The sequence below is a fragment of the Nocardia sp. MDA0666 genome (assembly GCF_003023875.1).
In the GTDB taxonomy this organism is placed as follows: Bacteria; Actinomycetota; Actinomycetes; order Mycobacteriales; family Mycobacteriaceae; genus Nocardia; species Nocardia aobensis.
This window is the reverse complement of sequence record NZ_PYHT01000027.1, coordinates 26,549-46,017: the sequence shown is the minus strand read 5'-3', so window position 1 is coordinate 46,017 and position 19,469 is coordinate 26,549. Positions and strand designations below refer to the sequence as shown.

At 68.6% G+C, this 19,469-nt stretch carries 19 protein-coding genes; 14 read left to right on the top strand and 5 right to left on the bottom strand.

Annotated features, from left to right (window positions below; translation table 11 throughout):
- The first annotated feature begins 45 nt into the window (after positions 1-45).
- On the top strand, positions 46-573 hold the full coding sequence (locus tag C8258_RS27600; RefSeq protein WP_039775088.1) for a hypothetical protein: 528 nt from the start codon (positions 46-48) through the stop codon (positions 571-573).
- 354 nt (positions 574-927) lie between these two features.
- Entirely contained in the window at positions 928-1,647 is a 720-nt protein-coding gene (locus C8258_RS27595) for a TMEM165/GDT1 family protein (protein ID WP_233225378.1), read from the top strand.
- Positions 1,648-1,670: 23 nt separating this feature from the next.
- Here C8258_RS27595 and C8258_RS27590 read toward each other — a convergent pair whose 3' ends face one another.
- Positions 1,671-2,645: a YafY family protein gene (locus tag C8258_RS27590; RefSeq protein WP_106957655.1), complete on the bottom strand. Its 975-nt coding sequence runs from the start codon at positions 2,643-2,645 to the stop codon at positions 1,671-1,673.
- 61 nt (positions 2,646-2,706) lie between these two features.
- On the opposite strand from C8258_RS27590, the gene C8258_RS27585 reads away from it, so the two are divergent.
- Positions 2,707-3,276, top strand: a complete 570-nt coding sequence (locus C8258_RS27585; RefSeq protein ID WP_106957654.1) for a DinB family protein — start codon at positions 2,707-2,709, stop codon at positions 3,274-3,276.
- Entirely contained in the window at positions 3,276-3,713 is a 438-nt protein-coding gene (locus C8258_RS27580) for a VOC family protein (RefSeq protein ID WP_106957653.1), read from the top strand. Before C8258_RS27585 ends, C8258_RS27580 begins: the two co-directional genes overlap by 1 nt.
- An 18-nt stretch (positions 3,714-3,731) precedes the next feature.
- Here the strand turns inward: C8258_RS27580 and C8258_RS27575 are convergent, their stop codons facing one another.
- Positions 3,732-4,424 carry a TetR/AcrR family transcriptional regulator gene (locus C8258_RS27575; protein WP_106957652.1) on the bottom strand — a complete coding sequence of 231 codons (693 nt, stop codon included), beginning with the start codon at positions 4,422-4,424 and terminating at the stop codon, positions 3,732-3,734.
- Positions 4,425-4,612: 188 nt separating this feature from the next.
- On the opposite strand from C8258_RS27575, the gene C8258_RS27570 reads away from it, so the two are divergent.
- Together C8258_RS27570 and C8258_RS27565 are read left to right on the top strand one after the other, a co-directional pair.
- Entirely contained in the window at positions 4,613-5,380 is a 768-nt protein-coding gene (locus tag C8258_RS27570; RefSeq protein WP_036496958.1) for an SDR family NAD(P)-dependent oxidoreductase, read from the top strand.
- Between the two features lie 290 nt (positions 5,381-5,670).
- Positions 5,671-6,921, top strand: coding sequence for a lipase family protein (locus C8258_RS27565; protein WP_233225377.1), 1,251 nt, complete (start codon positions 5,671-5,673; stop codon positions 6,919-6,921).
- A gap of 98 nt (positions 6,922-7,019) precedes the next feature.
- On the opposite strand, the gene htpG is transcribed toward C8258_RS27565, so the two are convergent.
- Positions 7,020-9,002, bottom strand: a complete 1,983-nt coding sequence (gene htpG / locus C8258_RS27560) for a molecular chaperone HtpG (protein WP_106957650.1) — start codon at positions 9,000-9,002, stop codon at positions 7,020-7,022.
- Positions 8,999-10,678, bottom strand: a complete 1,680-nt coding sequence (locus tag C8258_RS27555) for a TM0106 family RecB-like putative nuclease (RefSeq protein ID WP_106957685.1) — start codon at positions 10,676-10,678, stop codon at positions 8,999-9,001. The genes htpG and C8258_RS27555 overlap by 4 nt, the downstream gene beginning before the upstream one ends.
- A 421-nt stretch (positions 10,679-11,099) precedes the next feature.
- On the opposite strand from C8258_RS27555, the gene C8258_RS27550 reads away from it, so the two are divergent.
- From C8258_RS27550 to rraA, 7 genes are all read left to right on the top strand, one after another.
- The gene (locus tag C8258_RS27550; RefSeq protein WP_036496956.1) at positions 11,100-11,741 is read left to right on the top strand and encodes a DUF6474 family protein; all 642 of its coding nucleotides are present in this window, start codon (positions 11,100-11,102) and stop codon (positions 11,739-11,741) included.
- 14 nt (positions 11,742-11,755) lie between these two features.
- Entirely contained in the window at positions 11,756-12,361 is a 606-nt protein-coding gene (locus C8258_RS27545) for a hypothetical protein (protein WP_146161353.1), read from the top strand.
- Positions 12,362-12,436: 75 nt separating this feature from the next.
- Positions 12,437-13,093, top strand: a complete 657-nt coding sequence (locus tag C8258_RS27540) for a YcnI family protein (protein ID WP_106957648.1) — start codon at positions 12,437-12,439, stop codon at positions 13,091-13,093.
- Positions 13,090-13,644, top strand: a complete 555-nt coding sequence (locus C8258_RS27535; RefSeq protein ID WP_084461093.1) for a copper resistance CopC family protein — start codon at positions 13,090-13,092, stop codon at positions 13,642-13,644. The genes C8258_RS27540 and C8258_RS27535 overlap by 4 nt, the downstream gene beginning before the upstream one ends.
- Positions 13,641-14,582 carry a CopD family protein gene (locus tag C8258_RS27530; RefSeq protein WP_106957647.1) on the top strand — a complete coding sequence of 314 codons (942 nt, stop codon included), beginning with the start codon at positions 13,641-13,643 and terminating at the stop codon, positions 14,580-14,582. The genes C8258_RS27535 and C8258_RS27530 overlap by 4 nt, the downstream gene beginning before the upstream one ends.
- A 90-nt stretch (positions 14,583-14,672) precedes the next feature.
- Positions 14,673-15,131: an SRPBCC family protein gene (locus tag C8258_RS27525; protein ID WP_036496952.1), complete on the top strand. Its 459-nt coding sequence runs from the start codon at positions 14,673-14,675 to the stop codon at positions 15,129-15,131.
- Positions 15,132-15,203: 72 nt separating this feature from the next.
- Positions 15,204-15,689 (top strand): ribonuclease E activity regulator RraA, encoded by a 486-nt coding sequence (gene rraA, locus C8258_RS27520; RefSeq protein WP_039775068.1) that lies wholly within the window; start codon positions 15,204-15,206, stop codon positions 15,687-15,689.
- 34 nt (positions 15,690-15,723) lie between these two features.
- Here rraA and C8258_RS27515 read toward each other — a convergent pair whose 3' ends face one another.
- The gene (locus C8258_RS27515; RefSeq protein WP_030516732.1) at positions 15,724-15,945 is read right to left on the bottom strand and encodes an RNA-binding S4 domain-containing protein; all 222 of its coding nucleotides are present in this window, start codon (positions 15,943-15,945) and stop codon (positions 15,724-15,726) included.
- Positions 15,946-16,101: 156 nt separating this feature from the next.
- On the opposite strand from C8258_RS27515, the gene lysX reads away from it, so the two are divergent.
- Positions 16,102-19,437, top strand: a complete 3,336-nt coding sequence (gene lysX, locus C8258_RS27510; protein WP_255420469.1) for a bifunctional lysylphosphatidylglycerol synthetase/lysine--tRNA ligase LysX — start codon at positions 16,102-16,104, stop codon at positions 19,435-19,437.
- Positions 19,438-19,469 lie beyond the last annotated feature (32 nt).

Sequence of the window (19,469 nt, the reverse complement as noted above, 5' to 3'; positions counted from 1 at the left end):
CGCTCATCGCGGAGCCGCCCCCGTTGACAGTTCGGGAGGCATCCGATGCGTACGAACAATCCGGTCGGGGTCACGCCGTTCCAGGCACGCGGCATACTGCGTGGCTTCGTGATCTCCGGGCGCTGGCCCGATACGACCAAGGAATGGGCGCAACTGCTGGCGCTCGCGGTGCGGGTGGCGAGTCTGCCCGGCCTGCTGACCACCACGACGGTCTTCGGTGCGCGCGAAGAACTGCCCGACGATCCGCATCCGGACACCGTCGGACTGGTCGTGGCCGAGGGGCCGGTATTGGGCGAGGAAGCGCTCGAACCGGGACGCTTCGCCGATCATGTGCCACCCGCGTTGATGATGTTGCATCCACCCTCGGAGACCAATCCGTCGCTGCCCGAATGTGTCGGCGCCGCATCGGGATGTGTTCTGCTGCCGGGCATTCCGCATCTGGGGCTCGCGCACCGGGCGGCGTGGGTGGAGGCCGAACTCGACGGCACGGTCACCTCGATGGTCAGCCGCGTGGGCGTGGACCCGATCTCGGATCCGGATACCGCGGTGCTGGCCATGCTGCTCGCCGCCTGATCCACGGGCACCCCGCCACCCGCGGCACGGACGTCCGAACGCGGTGCGGAGCCGCGGCGAAACACCTTCGACGGGTACCCGAAACTTTTCGGCCGCATCGCCAAACTTATTGTGCGCATTGCGATTTCGGCAACAGGGACTTGGCGGCAGCGCGCAGGTAAGGGTAGGCTGAAAGGCAGCGAAGGGGAGTAGCCCGCAATCGCATGGTCGACATACTGATCCGCTGGACGGATCCGGCCATCCGAACCGGATTTCCGGTGGGCGAGACCTTCGGCCGACGACAGACCGTTCATACGGGCGTGGTCGGCTGAGGGCGCCCCGTCTTCGGCCGATACGCCGGAGACCTGGGAGCCGATGATGATCGCCGCGATACTACTGAGCTTCGGCGTGCTCTTCGTCGCCGAACTCGGCGACAAATCGCAGCTGATGGCCCTGACCTTCGCGTTGCGTTACCGCTGGTGGATCGTGCTGGGCGGTATCACCGTCGCGAGCGTGCTGGTGAATGTGATCGCCGTCGGCGTCGGACATTTTCTCGGAGCGGCCCTGCCCACCGACTTCATCGCACTCTGCACCGGCCTCATCCTGCTGGCGGTCGGCGTGTGGACGCTGTGGGCGGCCCGGCACGAGGAACCCGATCCCGACGAACCCGAGACCGCCGGTCCCGCCTCCCCCGGCCGTGCCTTCCTCATCGTGATCTCGTCGTTCCTGCTCGCCGAACTCGGCGACCGCACCATGTTCGCGACCATCGCCCTGGCCTCGAATCACAGCTGGGTGGCCGTCTGGGTGGGTTCGGTCGCGGGCATGGTCGCCGCCGGCGGTCTCGCCATCGCCATCGGCATCACGGTCGGCAAGCACATTCCGGAGCGGGCGGTCGCCGTCGCGTCCGGCCTGCTGTTCCTGTACATCGGTGCCGCCACCCTGCTCGGCGCGATAGCGCCGGACCTGGGCAAACTCGGCGAGTACTCGATCGCGGCGGTGGTACCGCTCGTCGGCGGCGCGCTGTGGGGACTGCTCGGGCGGTCGAATCGGACCGACGAGGAGCCGGCGGAACCGCAGTCACTGCACGGACGCTGAGGAAGTCGCCCTCGGCGGTCGGCTCAGCCCGGTTCGGCTGGGCCCGGTTCGGCTAGGGCCGACAGATCGCGCGCCAGGTGAGCGGCGGCTTCGCGGAGTTCCGGAGGCTCCAGCACGTCGACCTCGAACCCGAGGCGGACGATGCGGACCGCGAGCCAGTCGAGGTCGTCGCCGGCCACCACCAGTACCGACCAGCCGTCGCGATCGTCTTCGACGCGGCCGACCTGGGGCGGAATCAGATCACGTACCCGGGCGGAATCGGCGTGGACGCGGATCCGGGCGAGATGGCGGTAGGGCGCCTCGGCCACCGATCGCTGGACGTAGCCGACCGGATCCGGATGGTCCCGCAACCGGAAACGCCAGGTCGTGGCACGCACCTCCCGCATGCGGTCGAGGCGGAAGGTGCGCCAGTCGTCGCGATCGATATCGCGGGCCATCAGATACCAGCGCCGGCCGGTGGTGACCATGCGGACCGGTTCGACGGTACGTTCACCGGCAGTCCCGTTACGGCCTGAGTACTGGAAGCGGACCCGGACGGCGTCGCGGCAGGCCCGGGCGAGGGTCATCAGCAGTTCCGCATCGATCTCGATACCCGGACCGACCATGGTCTCGGTGGCGTCGTGTACCGCGCGCACCTCGGCACGCAATCTGGGCGGCATCACCTGATCGAGCTTCGTCAGCGCCCGCAGCGCCGCCTCGCCCGCGCCGGCGACGGTTCCTCCGGTGGCCAGGCGCAGCGACACCGCCGTGGCGATGGCCTCCTCGTCGTCGAGCAACAGCGGCGGCAGCCGCGTCCCCGCACCGAGCCGGTATCCGCCGCCGACGCCGGCCGTGGCCTCTACCGGATAACCGATCGCGCGCAGTCGTTCCACGTCGCGGCGCACCGAACGGTCGGTGACGCCCAGCTCGTCGGCCAGTTCCGTAGCGGTCCACGACGGCCGGCGTTGCAGCAGGGCCAGCAGCCGCAACACCCGTTCGGTGGTCGCCTCGACGGTCATTCGCTCATGGTGGCACAGATCGCGGAAGGTATCTGTCCGCTATTGGCGCGAGGCTGTGCCCATGACCGACTGGAACACTCTGCTGCGCGAGCAGATCGACTGGCACTGGACTCAGCAGCTCCGCCCCCGGCTCGACGGACTCACCGACGACGAGTACTTCTGGGAGCCCGTGCCCGGCTGCTGGAATCTGCACCCGCGCGGCACCGGCAGCGCACCGATCCAGGGTGGTTCGGGCGCGATGACCATCGACTTCGCCTTCCCGCCGCCGGAGCCGGCGCCGTTCACGACGATCGCCTGGCGGCTGGGCCATGTGATCGTCGGCGTCCTCGCCGTGCGCAATGCCGCGCATTTCGGGCGCGCGGCGACCGATTACCATTCGTTCGAGTACGCCGAGACCGCGAAAGAAGCACTGGCCCAGCTCGATTCGGAATATGCCACCTGGCTGGGCGGCATCGGATCGCTGGACGAGGACGGCCTCGACCGTCCGTGCGGTGCGGCCGAAGGACCCTATGCCGAATTCCCGTTCTCGGCGCTGGTTCTGCACATCAACCGCGAACTGATCCACCATTTGGCGGAGGTGTGCCTGCTGCGCGACCTCTACCTGCACCACGACCGACAGGAGGCGAGCTGATGGCCCGCGATGTCCAGATCACCTTCGACTGCGGCGATCCCGCCGAATTGGCCGCGTTCTGGGCCGAGGCCCTCGGCTACCGACTACAGGATCCACCGCCCGGATTCCGGACCTGGGACGAGGCGCTGGCGGCCATGAACGTTCCGGCGGAACGGCGCAACGACGCCTCGGCGCTGATCGATCCCGAGGGCGCCGGCCCGCGGCTGTTCTTTCAGCGGGTGCCCGAAGGCAAGCAGGCCAAGAATCGAGTCCATCTGGATGTGCGGGCGGCCCCGGGGCTGACCGGCGACGACCGGATGGCCGCGTTGGAGGCCGAGGCCGAGCGGCTGGTATCCCGCGGTGCGACCAGGCTGCAGCGCCACGAACCCGCTCCCCCGCTCGGCAACGGTCACATCGTGATGGCCGATCCGGAGGGCAACGAGTTCTGCCTCGACTGAGCCGGCACCCGGCGGTAATCACCAGGGATCGAAATGCTCCCGCGGATCGGCGCGGCCGAGGGCGCCGGGGTCGGCGGGCGCGCCGCCGAACAAGTCGCCGCTGCGGTGGACCAGCTCGAGCATGGGCTCGCGCAACTCCCGCAACCCGTCCAGATCATCGGCGGCGATGTGGGTAGTCACCATGGCGCTGAGGGCGGCGACCATGGTGCGGCACGCGAAGCGCTGCTGATCCGTGCGGGCGTCGAGAATGTCCGCGACGAGCGCGACGAACGATTCCTGCAGTTCCGCGCGCCGCGCGATCGCGGTGGGGCCGGCTGCGTAGACCTCGACGAGGAACAGGCGCGCGTAGGCCGGTTCGGCGGCCAGGCCGTCGAGATAGGCGTCGAGGAGGGCGCCGATCGGCGGTTCGGCCGGGGCGTCGGGCCGTGGCCGCAGCGTGTCCTGGATGCGCGCGATCAGCTGTTCCACCGCCCGCTCGTAGGCCGCCTCGAAACAGTCCTCCTTGGAGCGGAACTGCTCGTAGAACGTCTCCCGCGACACTCCCGCACGCTTGATCACCGCCGCGACCGACGTGCCCACATATCCGTGGGCGGCCATCGCATCCGCCATCGCCGCGAGAATCCGGTCGCGCTGGTCCCGGACGACCGTTTCCCGCGGGATACCGTGTCGGCCCCGAGGTAGCCGGCGGTCCGCGGGGGCCGAGGCGGTCATGTGGCAACTCCATCGTTCGATCGCGTACCGGTTCGCAAACGAAACTAGCTGGTTGTCTTCCATTCTGCGCGGTGGCGGCTTCCCTCGCCGGCGCACCCCCGGCTGTGACGGCACCCACGCCCGATATGGTGCTGTTGACGGAAGGCCAGTACCCCATAGGGCCGTCACTAACGAGAGGACCAAACACCGTGGAGATTTCGGGCTCCGCCGCGATCATCACCGGAGCTGCGTCCGGTCTGGGCGCCGCGACCGCACAACGCTTCGCCGACCAGGGTGCGACCGTATTCGGTCTCGATCTGACTCAGTCGATCGAACGGGCCGGCGACAGCGTCCCCGCCGGTGTCACCCTGATTCCGACCGATGTGACCAGCAACGACGAGGTCGCCGCCGCGGTGGCGAAGGTCGTCGAATCCGGTGTGCCGCCGCGCATCGTGGTCAACTGCGCCGGTGTGGGCTGGGCGGGACGCATCCTGTCCAAGAACGGCCCGCACGATCTGGAGCTGTTCCGGACCGTGATCACCGTGAATCTGCTGGGCACCTTCAACGTGATGCGCCTGGCCGCCGACGCCATCTCCAAGACCGAGCCGGTCGACGAGTACGGCCAGCGCGGTGTCGTGATCAACACCGCGTCGGTGGCGGCGTTCGAGGGCCAGATCGGCCAGATCGCTTACTCCGCCTCCAAGGGCGGCGTGGCCGGCATGACCGTTCCGGCCGCGCGCGACCTGGCCCAGTTCGGCATCCGCGTCAACACCATCGCCCCCGGCATCATCGACACCCCGATGCTGGCCGGCGTCACCGAGGAGTACCGCAAGGGCCTGGAGGCCGGCGTGCCGTTCCCCTCGCGCCTGGGCCGCCCGGACGAGTACGCGCAGCTCGCGCAGTACATCACCGAGCACGACTACCTGAACGGCGAAACCTTCCGCATGGACGGTGCGCTGCGCATGGCGCCGCGCTGACGTCGAGCCGAGGCCGACACGGATTCCCGTGTCGGCCTTTTGCTTTGATGACCCACGGGTTGTGAACCATCACAATCTCGGCGGCGTAACTTCGGTGCGGGTGACCAGGCATTTCTCCCCAGAGGGAATTAAGGCTATGTTAAAGCTGATTCTACTGGGTAGTAAGTTCAAAAGGCCAGGTCGTGACGATGCAACTGGGTGACAGAGCACAGCACTCGAGGGCGAGTGGATCGCCGAGACGGCGTGGGGCCGGCTTCCGCCGGATGGTCGCGCTCGGGGCTGCAGCGTGTATGGGCGCGGCGCTCGGTTGCGCGGCCGCCGGCACCTCCACCGCCACGCCGGTGAGCGAGTTCTACATTCCCCCGGCACAATTCGCGACCACGCCGGGATCGGTGATCAAGACCGAGGCGATGCCGGTTTTCGTGGCGCCGCCGGGATTCGGGCCGTGGCCCGCGAACGCGCAGAAGGTCATGTACACCTCGCAGACCCAGGACGGCGCTCCCACCGCGGTCAGCGGCACCTACCTCGACGCCACCGCTGCCTGGCAGGGCACCGGACCGCGGCCGACCATCGTGATCGCGCCCGGTACCTCCGGACAAGGCGATCAGTGCGCGCCGTCGGAGGCCTTCGCCACCGGTCTCTACGCCCGGATCACCCCACCGAGCATCTCCGCCAATCAGGAGGCGGTATCGGCGATGGTGTGGCATGCGCTGGGCGCCCGGGTTTTCGTCACCGACTACATCGGACTGGGCACGCCCGGCGTCCACACCTACGTCAACCGGGTGGAAGAGGCGCACGCCGTTCTCGACGCGGCGCGCGCCGCGAATGCGCTCTCGGGTACCGGAGCGCAGACGCCGCTCGCCTTCTGGGGTTACTCCCAGGGCGGCGGGGCGACCGCGTCCGCGGCGGAGTTGCAGCCGAGCTATGCACCGGAGCTGAACCTGAAGGGGGTGTGGGCCGGCGCGCCGACCGCCGATCTGAGCGCGGTTCTGCAGAAGATCGACGGAAATCTCATCGGTGGTGTGGTCGCCTACGCCCTCAACGGATTCCTCGAACGCTACCCGGATTTGAAACCCGAGGTGGACAAGCGGGTGACGCCGGAGGGCGAGGGCCTGCTCGCGGAACTGCAGGACAGCTGTGTGGGCGATGTGATCCTGAAACATCCGCTGCTGCGCGGCAGTGACTTCACCCGGGACCATCGGCCGATTCTGGACAACCTGCGCGAAGTACCGGCGGCCATGGACATTCTGAACCGGCAGCGCATCGGCACCCTCGGCCCCACCGCACCGGTTCTGATCACCAGCGGGGTCAACGACGACACCGTGCCCTATCCACAAACGCGGCAGCTCGCCGACGACTGGTGCGGCAAGGGTGCCACTGTCACCTTCCGCAGTAACGGTCTCCCGCCGATCCTGCCCGGTATGGCGCTGCCGAACCACTTCGGTCCGGAGATCATCGACGGTTTCAGCCCGAGCGGTGTCATCCCCTATCTGATGGACCGGTTGAACGACAAGCCGGTCGCCGGTTGCACCGTCGACTGACGCGCCGCTGACGGCGGCCCGTTCACAATCCGAGGCCCGCAAGGAAATTCCTTGCGGGCCTTGGTGTTTCGGTTGTCGTGGTCGGACGGTCGTGGTTGTCAGACGGACTTGGTGAGGCGGTCGGCCAGGAGCCGGGCGAAGTGGGCCGGGTCCTTCAGTTCGCCGCCTTCGGCCAGAACCGCTGTGCCGTAGAGCAATTCGGCCGTCGCGCCCAGATCCTCGGACTCCTTGTCCTTGGCGTACGCATCGCGCAGGCCGGTGACCAGCGGATGCTCCGGGTTGAGTTCCAGAATCCGCTTGGATTCCGGGAGCGCCTGGCCGGACGCGCGGTACATGCGCTCCAGCTGCGGGGTGAAGTCGAAGACATCACCGACGACACAGGCCGGGGAGGTGGTCAGGCGGGAGGACAGGCGGACCTCCTTGACGCTGTCGCTCAGCGTCTCCTGCAGCCACTTCAGCACCTCGCCGAAATCCTTCTCCTGCTGTTCACGCAGCTGTTCGGAGGCCTTCTTCTCCTCCTCGGTCTCCAGATCGACCTCGCCCTTGGCGATCGACTGGAACGGCTTGCCGTCGAAGTCCGGCACCGAGCCGACCCACATCTCGTCGACCGGGTCGGTGAGGATCAGCACCTCGAGGCCCTTGGCCTTGAAGGCCTCCATATGCGGGGAATTCTCGATCTGCTGCCGGGATTCACCGGTCATGTAGTAGATCTGGTCCTGGCCCTCGGCCATGCGCTCCACGTACTGCGCGAGCGTGGTCGGCTCGAAATCCGAGTGCGTCGAGGCGAAAGACGAGACCTGCAGGATGGTTTCGCGGTTGTCGAAGTCGGAGAGCAAACCCTCCTTGAGAACTCGGCCGAATTCGTTCCAGAAGGTCCGGTACTTCGACTCTGTCGCGGTGGCGTCGTCGGGGCCGGATTCGGCCGATTCGGCGCTCTGCAGATCCTTGATCGTCGACAGCACCTTGCGGACCAGGCGCTTGCGGATCATCTGAATCTGCCGGTCCTGCTGCAGAATCTCGCGCGAGACGTTCAGCGACAGATCCTGCGCGTCCACCACACCCTTGACGAAGCGCAGATACTCCGGCATCAGCTCTTCGCAGTTGTCCATGATGAACACCCGGCGCACGTAGAGCTGCACGCCGCGCTTGTGCTCGCGCATGAACAGATCGAACGGCGCGTGCGACGGGATGAACAGCAGCGCCTGATATTCGAACGTGCCCTCGGCCTTGAGCGGGATGATCTCCAGCGGATCGTCCCAGGCGTGCGAGACGTGCTTGTAGAACTCCTTGTACTCCTCGTCGGAGACGTCGCTGCGCGGGCGCGTCCACAGCGCCTTCTGCGAATTGAGCGTCTGCTCCTCGAGAATGGTCTTTTCCTGCTTCTCCTCGCCCTCACCCTCGGTGACGGTGCGCTCCACCTGCATCCGAATCGGCCAGGAGATGAAGTCCGAGTACTTCTTGACGATCTCGCGGAGCTTCCACTCCTGCGTGTAATCGAAGAGGTGATCGTCCTCGTCCGCGGACTTCAGATGCAGCGACACCGCGGTGCCCTGGGGCGCGTCGTCGAGGGTTTCGATGGTGTAGGTCGAGCTGCCGGCCGCGGACTCCCAGCGGGTGCCCTCGGACTCACCCGCGCGGCGGGTGGTCAGCGTGACCTTGTCGGCCACCATGAAGGTCGAATAGAAGCCGATACCGAACTGGCCGATGAGGTCTTCGGAGCTCACCGCGCCCTCGCCGCTCTTGGATTCCAGCAGCTGGCGGCGCAGTTCCGCGGTGCCGGACTTGGCCAGGGTGCCGATGAGATCGACCACCTCGGCGCGCGACATGCCGATGCCGTTGTCACGGACGGTCAGCACCCGGGCGTCCTTGTCGACCTCTAGTTCGATATGCAGATCCGAGGTGTCGACCTCGAGATCCTTGTCCCGGAACGACTCGAGCCGCAGCTTGTCCAGCGCGTCCGAGGCGTTCGAGATCAATTCCCGCAGGAAGGTGTCCTTGTTCGAGTAGACCGAGTGGATCATCAGTTCCAGAAGCTGATGGGTCTCGGCCTGAAACTCCAGTTGTTCGACGTGATCGGTCACGTGCAGATATTACGACGGACCGCGGGTGGCTCGCGAAAGTCGGTCATCGCGGGAACCTCCGCGTCGGCACTGTGCGCCCGCGGTTGTGCCGGCGCCATCCATTCGCGCAGCACCTGGGTGGCGCGGACGTCGTCCTCGTTGTATTCCAGCAGGCGGGTGCGCTGCGACAGATCGGGCGCACCGTCGTATCCGACCGCCAGGCGATACCAGCTCATCGACGCCTCGCCGCCGGCCTCGGGATCGCGCCAGCCGAATCCGGCGACCGGGGCGATCTTCTTGAGCCCCTTGCCGTTCGGGCAGATGAACTGCTCCGACACCGCCTGGAACATATCCACCCACTGCGGGCTGTCGACGAAGGCGCGGACCTCGTCCGCGGTCGGGACGCCGGGCCGTCCGGCGAATCGGCGCGCCGATTCGTAGAGCCACTTGTCCTCGGCCGTGCGCGAATAGCAGTAGGCGGCGAACGTCTTGCCCGCCGCGGCCGCGTCGGCGCGCACCGCCATCAGCCAGGTCCAGAATTCGGCGAACGAGCGGGCCTCGTCGGCGGTCGGCAGCGGGTCCCAGGTGAAGAAGGGGCGATACACCCCGTCGAGCAGGGTCCCCCACAGGTAGGCGCCGTACTCCTGATAGCTCTCCAGGTCGACGTCGACCTCGACGTCGGCCCGGGTGACCCGCACCCGGTCCACGCGGCGGACCAGTGGCGCGCCCGAGATCCAGGCACGCGCGGTCACGACCGTCTCGGCGAACGGCTCGTACTGCCAGTCCTCGGGTTCGTCGGCGGTCCACTCGGCCAGGTCGTCGATGGTCTGCACGCCGTGGCGGCGCAGCAGTTCGGCGCGGGAGCCGGGTGCGACGAGGCTGACGTCGCGGTGGGCCGCCAGCCAGCCCTCACAGCTCACCGCGGGCGGTTCGGTGATATCCGGACGCTCACCGCCGGTCACACTGGGCGCCCGCGTCCACCACGGGCATTGCCGGCATTCCGGCACCTTGGACGGAACGGTCGGCAGCTCACCGCGCACCACCGCGATGCGGTCGGCATAACGCCGGTCGTACTCGTCGAGCACCGGGGCCAGATCGTGCACCAGGATCCGGTCGAAGTGATAGCCGATGGCGCCGCCGACCAGCGCCGGACTGGCCAGCCCGTGCCGCTGCAACATGCGGTAGAGATGGGCCAGCCGCTGCTGGTCGCGCGGTTGGGTGCGGACCCGGACGTGCCGGTCGGGGCGCGGATCCCAGCGGTACAGATCGGAGGTGGTGGGATGGAAATCGGCAGGATCCGGCTGGCGCGGGTCGGTCACCTTGTGGTTGACCACGATGATCGGGATGTAGCCGCCGCGATCGGTATCGCGCAGCAGGATCTCGCAGCCGCCGCGACGGCCGGTATCGGCCTCCTGCGGTAGCAATGCGCCCCAAATGCGCTGCGCCCCTTCCGCACACGCGCGCAGCGTGTCCTCGGCGCGGCCGCTCGCGTGCTGATCCGGGTCGATGATCACCCATGCCTGCGGATCGGCGGCGACGAGTGTGTCGCGGACCTTCGAGCGATGCGCGGTGGCGGCGTCGCGGCGCTGTTTGACACCCGCGTCCTCCGGCACCCCCAGCAGCCGTTCCGGATGAGTCGCGTCCAGATGCAGCCGGTGCCGGCAGCCGACCAGCGCGCGGGCGTCGACATAGGCGATGCGCGGCGGGTGCTCGCCGGACCCGGCGGGCGCCGACGGATTCGCGGGCCCGGCCGGAGCACTCGCCGTGCCGGCCGAAACCTGCTGCGCCCGTTCCACTTCGGCGGGCACCACGACGGTTCGTCGAGCAGCAGCCCGCCGCTCGTCGCCTCCGCCGTCCTCCTCGCGACCGTCTTGGTCGCCGCTGCCCGAATACACGCTAAGCAGTATGGTCCCTACCTCCGACACTCCCGCGAACCGCCTGCGTGCCGGGCGTATGCGGAGCCGCTACCTCGGCACTCACGCGGCCGGCGAGCCCGGATCGGCACGCGCCCCGGCCGCCGCGACGGCGCCCTCGGGTGCGCATCCCGCTACAGTTGGCGCAAACCGTGTGGCATGTGGGTATATCAGCATGACGGAACTTCGTGACGGAGGGCTTTCGATGGGGTTGTTCACCAAGCGCAAGCGGCGTGCGGACCGCAAAGCCGAGGCGAAAGCCCTCAAGCACAAGGCCGCGATGGAGGCCAAACTCGGCGCCCGCAACGAACGCAAACGCCAGCGCGCCGAACTCCGCACCCAGCGCGATGTGGCGAAGGCACAGATCGCGGCATTGAAGGCCGAGGAGAAGGCCGCCCTCAAGACCGCCGAACGCGCCGACCGCGAACTGCTCACCGCGAGCCAGGTGAAGAAGTATCTGGGCGTGGCGCGGGTGCTGGTGCCGGTGCTGGCGCCGCTGGCCTACCGGGCCGCCACCTTCGTCCGCGGCCAGATCGACACCCGCCGCGCCCACCGGCTGGGTATCGGCCTCGGCGAGCTGGGCAACTTCACCGGTCACGGCGCCCGCCTGCAGGCCCGCATCACCGGCGTCGAATCGACCCTGGCCGGTATCGAGAACTCCGGTGACAAGAGCGGCGAGACGCAGAAGTTCGTGGCCGCCACCCGCGACCGGCTCGCCAGCCTGTCCGCGGCCGTGCGCACCGCCGAGCAGATGCCGGCGCCGCGCCGCCGGGCGGTGCACAACTCCATCTCGCACGAACTCTCCGGCGTCGAAGCCGATATCCTCGCGCGCCTCGGCGTGCACTGACCGACCCTTTCGCCATGCTGCCTCGTGCCCGGCCCGCGACCGGATCCCCGCCGTCCCGGCGAGCGGTCCGGCGGCCGGGCATCGATGGGCTCCGGGGTGGCCTGGTCGGTATGGCGGTGGTGGTCCTCGCGACCGCCGCGCACGGCTGGGCCGACGGCGGCTATCCCGGCTCGGCGACGCTGGCGCTGCTCCTGCTGAGCGCGACGGTCGCCGGAACCTTCGCCTCGATGCTGCCGCCCGCCGGCGGTGCGTGGGGCCGGACCGGCGTCCTCGCGGCACTCGGTGGCGGACAGGCGGTTTCCCATATCGCGCTGAGTCTGCTGCCCGCCCACCGGCCGGATGAAACATCGTGCGGGAGCGGCCTTTCCGGCCTGACGTCGATCTTCCCGAGCGGCTGGATGACGCTGGCGCACACGCTCGCGACCGTGGCCTGTGCCGCGCTCATCGTGGCCGTGGAACGTCTGTATGCCGCTGTCTCCCACTCGGTCCGGGCCGTCACGACCCGACCGCTGCCGCCGGTGGATATCGCCACACCCCGGTGGCGGAGTTCCGTGCGGCCACCGTGGCAGCAATGGCGCGCCGGCGCCCTCGGCTCCCGCGCACCACCGGTACTCGCCTGAACCGCTCCCCGACCACAGGCAATTCCCCCGGCACATCGCCGAGTACCGAGAAAGTCACCCATCGTGCGCTCAACTATGTCCACCTCACTGTCGCGCGCCCTCGTCGCGACCGGCGCCGCCGCAGGTCTCGCCCTGCTCGCCTCCGGCACCGCGGCCGCGCATGTCACCGCGGACGCGCCCGGCGCGGCCCAGGGCGGTTACGCCGTCATCACCTTCCGCGTGCCGACCGAATCGGCGACGGCGTCCACCACCAAGCTGACCGTCGCGCTGCCGCAGTTGTCCGCGGCCCGCACCGAACCCGTCGCGGGCTGGACCGCCAAGACCGAGAAGAACGACAAGAACCAGTTCACCTCCGTGACCTGGACCGCGAACCCGGGTAATCCCGGCATCACCCCCGAACAGTTCCAGCGCTTCGCCCTCGCGGTCGGTCCGCTGCCGAAGCAGGACAAGATCAGCTTCCCGGCCACCCAGACCTACAGTGACGGCAAGGTCGTCAACTGGAACGAACCCATGCCGGCCGGCGGCGACGAACCCGAGCACCCCGCGCCGAGCGTCACGCTGGCGGCCGCCGGATCCGATCACGACCACGCGGCCGGCATGTCGAGCGACACCGACAGCGACGAGTCCGATTCCGACAACACCGCGCGCTGGCTGGGCGGTATCGGACTTGCGCTCGGCGCCCTCGGCGCCGCGCTCGGACTCGGCAGCCTGATCCGGAGCCGGCGCGCATGATGCGCCGCATACTGTTCGCCCTGGTCGGTGCGCTGGCGCTGGGCGGACTGACGATCGCGGTCGCCGGCCCGGCCGCCGCGCATTCGACGGTGGTGTCCACCGACCCCGCCGACGGCGCGAAACTCGCGTCCGGCCCGGCGCGGGTCAGCATCACCTTCAACGAGAATCTGCAGCCGAGCTTTCCGTCACTGACCGTCGTCGGCCCGGACGGGAATCTGTGGTCGAAGGGAAAACCGGTTGTGGACGGGCCGACCGTCAGCGTCGAGGTCGGTGACCTCGGGCCGGCCGGCACGTACACGATGGCGTACCGGGTCACCTCCGCCGACGGCCATCCGGTCAGCGGCACCCGCACCTTCGAGCTGACCACGCCCGGGCACGGGACACCGGGGGCCAAGGCCGACGCCAAGAGCAGCTCCGGTGGTGACGGCGATTCCGGTGGCGTTCCGCTGTGGGTGTTCATCGTGGCCGCGGTCGTCCTGTTCGGCGGTGGATTGGCGTTCGCGCTGTTCGGCGGTCGTTCCCGACGGCCGGGCAGCGGCGGCAAACCATGAGGCCGGGGACGGCCGGCAGCAGATCGACCGCACTGCGCTACGCACTGCTGCTGGTCGTCCCGGCCGCCCTCGTCGGTGTCGCCGCCGGATGGGCGCTCGCCGCACCCGATCCGGTACAGGCCGAGGCGCCGGTACGCACCCTGGCCGACGGGCTGGGCGCCACGGTTCTCGGCCTCGCGGCTCTGCCGCGCCTGCACGACCGGCTGCGACCCGCGTGGCGGCTGCTGGCCGTGTTCGGCGGGCTCTGGACGCTCGCGGAATTCGTGCTGCTGTCCACGGAGGCCGCCGAGGTGGTCGGGGTCCCGCTGAGCCGGTTGCGCGCCGGCGATTTCGGCGACTACGTCGCACATGTCAGCGGCGGCCAGATCGGCATCGCCGTGCTGATCGGCACCGCGGCGGTCGCCTGCTACAGCACGCTGGCCTTCCGGCGACCGGAGCGCGCGAGCGCCGATCTGGTGCTGGTCTTCGCCGCGGTGACGCTGGTGCTGCGGCCGATCACCGGCCATATGTCGCAGCAGACGCTGGGCTCGGTCCTGGCCGCGGTGCACGCTCTCGCGGCGGGCGCCTGGTTCGGTCTGCTGCTGGCGCTGGCGCTGGTGGTGCGTACCCGCGGTGAATGGGCGGTGATCCTGCCGCGCTATTCCGGCTGGGCGCTGCCCGCGGTGGCGGCGGTGACGGTGACCGGCGTGGTCAACGGGCTGGTCCGCGTCGGCGATCCGGTCGCGCTGGCCGACACCGGGTACGGCCGCATCCTGCTCGCGAAGACGGTCATGGCCCTCGCACTGCTCGGGCTCGGCTGGTGGTGGCGGCGCAGCTGGGTTCCGGTGGCCACCGACCATCGGATGAGTGCGGACGACTCGCTGCGCCGGGCACTGATCGAGGTCATGGTGATGGCGGCGGTGTTCGGCTTGGCGGCAACGTTGTCGGTGACGGCCTGAGCCCGAGCCCGGGCCGGATAGGCCCTGCGAACTGGAGTGATAGCAATTACATCCGGTCCGGGCCGGACTGCAACACGTTACCGTTACTGCATGACCGCAGTGAAGATCGTGGCCGATTGCGCCGCGCCGGCCGAGACCGCGTTCGACTACGTCAACGACTATCGCCATCTGCCGGAATTCGTCACCGAGGTCCATTCCTTCCGCCCGATCACCGATCAGGTGGCCGGGCTGGGCGCGACGTTCGACACCGAGATCAAACTGGGTCCTGCCTCGCTGACCTCGCGGCTGCAGATCGTGCGCTGGGAGAAGAACGTCGCGATCGCGGTGAAGGCTGTGACCGGCTTCGAGATCGAATCGACCTTCCTGTTCCATCCGCGCGGCGACCGAGACTGCACGGTGGACGCCATCGTCGAGTACCGGGTACCGGGCGGGCTCGCGGGCAAGGTGCTGGGCAAGACCATCGAGCCGTTCGTGAAGCTGTCGGTCAAACACACCACCCACAATCTGACGACCAAGATCGCGGAGTATCAGCGCACCCTCGACAGCTGAACCGGGCGGGGCCGCGGCGGGCGGCGGGAAGGTCTCAGGATTCGATCGCCGCCCGCATGGCAAGCTTATTTGGTGACCGATTCAGCAAACCTAGTGGCAACCGCCGACCTCGCCGATGAGATCGGCCCCGAGATTCGTAGCTGCGATACGCAATTCACGCAGTTCGGCGGCAATCCGGTGTTCAGCGGGCGCATCGTCACCATTCGCTGCTTCCAGGACAATCTGTTGGTCAAGCAGACTCTCAGCGAACCCGGTGAAGGACGTGTGCTGGTCGTCGACGGCGGCGCGAGCATCCACACCGCCCTCGTCGGTGACGTGATCGCCGGACGCGGCGTCGACAACGGCTGGTCCGGCGTCGTCGTCAACGGCGGCGTGCGCGATTCGGCGATTCTGCGCACCCTGCCCATCGGCATCAAGGCGCTGGGCACCAATCCGCGCAAGAGCACGCAGACCGGATCCGGCGAACGCGATGTGCCGGTCGAATTCGGCGGCGTCACCTTCGTTCCGGGCGAGATGCTCTACAGCGATCACGACGGGGTCGTCGTCCGCGCGGAATGAGTCGCCGATCGCCGCCGGGCCCGCGGCCGCCGAACTATCCGCCTGCCACCCGCACGCGGTGGCCGGCGAGCGCGACCACGTCTCCGGCATGGAGCTGGCGGCCCCGCCGTAGTTCCACCTCGTCGTTGACGCGCACGAGCCCGGCGGCGATCACGGTCTTGGCCTCCGACCCGCTGTCGATGAGATTGGCCAGCTTCAGGAATTGCCCGAGTCGAATGACTTCGTCTTCGATCGGCACATCGACTGGATCCGACATGGGTTACATCTTTACCGCCGCGCCCGACGGGCCGCACGCCGCCCCCGTCGCGATGGGTACCGGGGTCCGGCGAAAGGATCGAATATGACCGTGCACGAGCAGGACTCGCCCGGTGGCCTTCTCCCCTCGGGCGGTCTCAGCCCGCACACTGGTGCGGTGACTTCCACGCAAGACCAGCTTCACTCGCGCGACGGCAGATCCCCTTCCTCACCGGTTCCGCATCGCGCCCACGGTCGGCTGAGCGAAGTCCCCCACCTGGTCGGCCTGGTGCTCGGCGTGTTCTCGATTCTGTGTGCGCTGTGGAGTATTTCGCCCGGCCTGCGCTACATCACCTCGGTCCCGCGGCACTACCTCGACGCCTACTATTTCGACGCGCCCGACACGAACCTGATGTGGGCGGTGATCGTCGGTCTGCTCGCCGGCGCGACGGCGTCCCGGAAACGCATCGCCTGGTGGTTGCTGGTCGGGTACATGGCGCTGTTCGCGCTCGCCAACGGACTGGATTTCGCCGAGGAACAGGATCCGCACGCCCTGGCCGCGCTGTTCGTCCACCTGGCCGTGATCGGCCTGATGATCGCGGCGTGGCCGGAGTTCTACACCCGGGTGCGGCGGGGCGCGGTGTGGAAGGCGCTCGGTGTCCTGGTCAGCGGGCTGATCATCGGCAGTCTGCTCGGGTGGGGGCTGGTGGAACTGTTCCCCGGCAGCCTGCCCCGCGGTGCGCAACGCCCGCTGTGGGCGGTCTCGCGGGTCACCGCGACAATTCTGGTGGCGGACAACAACTTCGACGGGCACCCCCCGCATGTGGTGAATCTGCTGCTCGGCCTGTTCGGGGCGATCGCGCTGCTGGCGGCGGCGCTGGTGCTGTTCCGCTCCCAGCGCGCCTCCAACGCCATGACCGGACTGGACGAATCCGCGGTGCGCGGCCTGCTCGCTCGTTCCGATGTCGAGGATTCGCTGGGTTACTTCGCGACTCGCCGCGACAAGGCCGTGGTGTTCGCGCCCAGCGGCAAGGCGGCGATCACCTATCGCGTCGAACTCGGCGTCTGCCTGGCCTCCGGCGATCCGATCGGTGTGCGGGAGGCGTGGCCGCAGGCCATCGATGCCTGGTTGCGACTGGCCGACGAATACGGTTGGGCCCCGGCCGTGATGGGTGCGGGTGAACTCGGCGCCACCGCCTACCGCCGGGCGGGCCTGTCCGCGCTGCGGCTGGGCGACGAGGCGATTCTCGACACCCGTTCCTTCTCGCTGGCCGGGCCCGAGATGAAGCAGGTCCGCCAGGCCGCCAACCGTTTATACAAACAAGGCTTCACCGTCCGGGTCCGCCGGCACAGCGAACTGCCGCCGGACGAGATGGCGCAGATGATCGCCCGCGCCGATTCCTGGCGCGACACCGAAACCGAACGCGGCTTCTCGATGGCACTGGGCCGGCTCGGCGACCGGCTCGACGGAGACAGCCTGCTGGTGGAGGCGCTCGACCGCGACGGCCGCGTATGGGGCATGCTCTCGCTGGTGCCGTGGGGCCGCAGCGGTGTCTCGCTCGATGTGATGCGACGAGATCCCAAGGGCCCCAACGGAATCATGGAATTCATGATTTCCCAGCTGGCGCTGACCTCGGAACAGTACGGGATCACCCGGGTCTCGCTGAACTTCGCGGTGTTCCGCTCGGTCTTCGAGGAGGGCGGCCGGATCGGCGCCGGCCCGGTGCTGCGGCTGTGGCGCAGTGTGCTGATGTTCTTCAGCCGCTGGTGGCAACTCGAGGCGCTGTACCGGTCGAATGTGAAATATCAGCCGCAGTGGGTGCCGCGGTTCCTCATCTTCGAGGAACGCCGCCAGCTACCGCGGGTGGCGTTCGCCGGCGCACTGGCCGAGGGCTTCCTGCCGCGCTTCGGCACGCAGCCGGACGCCTCGGCACACACCGGTCTTCATTCCGCGGTACCGCCCACCCTCACGGGCCTGCACGCCGACGGCAGCCCGCCCGAGGCGCCGCCCTCGGAACTCGAACAGGCCGCCGCCCGCCGTCCCGAACAGGTGCGGGTGCGGATGGACAAGGTGCGCCGGCTCGAATCGGCCGATATCGACGCCTATCCGGTGGCCTACGCCCCGACCCATTCGATCGCCGATGCCCGCCGCTCCCCCAAGGGCACCACGGTGCGCGTGTGCGGGCGGCTGTTGCGGATCCGCGATCACGGCGGCGTCACCTTCGCCGCGCTGCGCGACTGGTCCGGCGACATCCAGATCCTCATCGACCGGGACCGAGTCGGCGCGCGCCGCTCGAGTTCGTTCGGCGAGTACTTCGACCTCGGTGATCTGATCGAGGTGAGCGGCCAGATCAGCAGCAGCCGCCGCGGCGAACTGTCGCTGCTCGCCCAGGATTGGCGGATGATCGGCAAATGCCTGCACCCGCTGCCGGACAAGTGGCGCGGACTCGCCGACCCCGAGGCGCGGGTGCGTCAGCGCTACGTCGATATGACGATCAACGTCGAGGCGCGCGAGGTGCTGGCCAAACGCAGTGCGGTGGTGCGGTCGCTGCGGGACACGCTGAACGGCTGGGGTTTCCTCGAGGTAGAGACACCGGTACTGCAGCAGGTGCACGGCGGCGCCAACGCCGCGCCCTTCCGTACCCACATCAACGCCTACGACCTGGACCTGTATCTGCGCATCGCACCGGAGCTGTATCTCAAGCGGCTGTGCGTGGGCGGGATGGAGAAGGTCTTCGAACTGGGCCGGGTATTCCGCAACGAGGGTGTGGACTACAGCCACAATCCGGAATTCACGATTCTGGAAGCCTATGAGGCGCACAGCGACTACGAGCGGATGATGCACGCGTGCCGCCAGCTGATCCAGAATGCGGCGATCGCGGCCAACGGCGCCTGCGTCGCCCTGCGACCGGATGCGGACGGAACGCTGAGCGAGGTCGACATCTCCGGCGACTGGCCGGTGCGCACCGTGCACGGCGCCATCTCCGAAGCCGTCGGCGAGACGGTCACTCCCGACACCCCGGTGGATCGGCTGCGGCTGCTGTGCGACAAGGTCGAGGTGCCGTATCAGCCGGGCTGGGACGCCGGGCAGATCGTGCTCGAGATGTACGAGCACCTCGTCGAGGGCCGGACCCTGGAACCGACCTTCTACATCGACTTCCCGACCTCCGTCTCACCGCTGACACGCGCACATCGGCGCATCGACGGTGTCGCCGAACGCTGGGATCTGGTGGCGTGGGGTGTCGAACTCGGCACCGCCTACAGCGAATTGACCAATCCGATCGAACAGCGCCGCCGCCTGACCGAACAGTCGCTGCTGGCCGCGGGCGGCGACCCGGAGGCCATGGAGCTGGACGAGGATTTCCTCGAGGCGCTGGAATTCGCGATGCCGCCGACCGGCGGCCTGGGTGTGGGCGTGGACCGCGTGGTCATGCTGATCACCGGCCGCAGCATCCGCGAAACCCTGCCGTTCCCGCTGGTCAAACCGCGCACCGGCCAGGGCGACGGACGTTGACCGCACCTGCGGCGTCCGAGGCGCGCACCCGT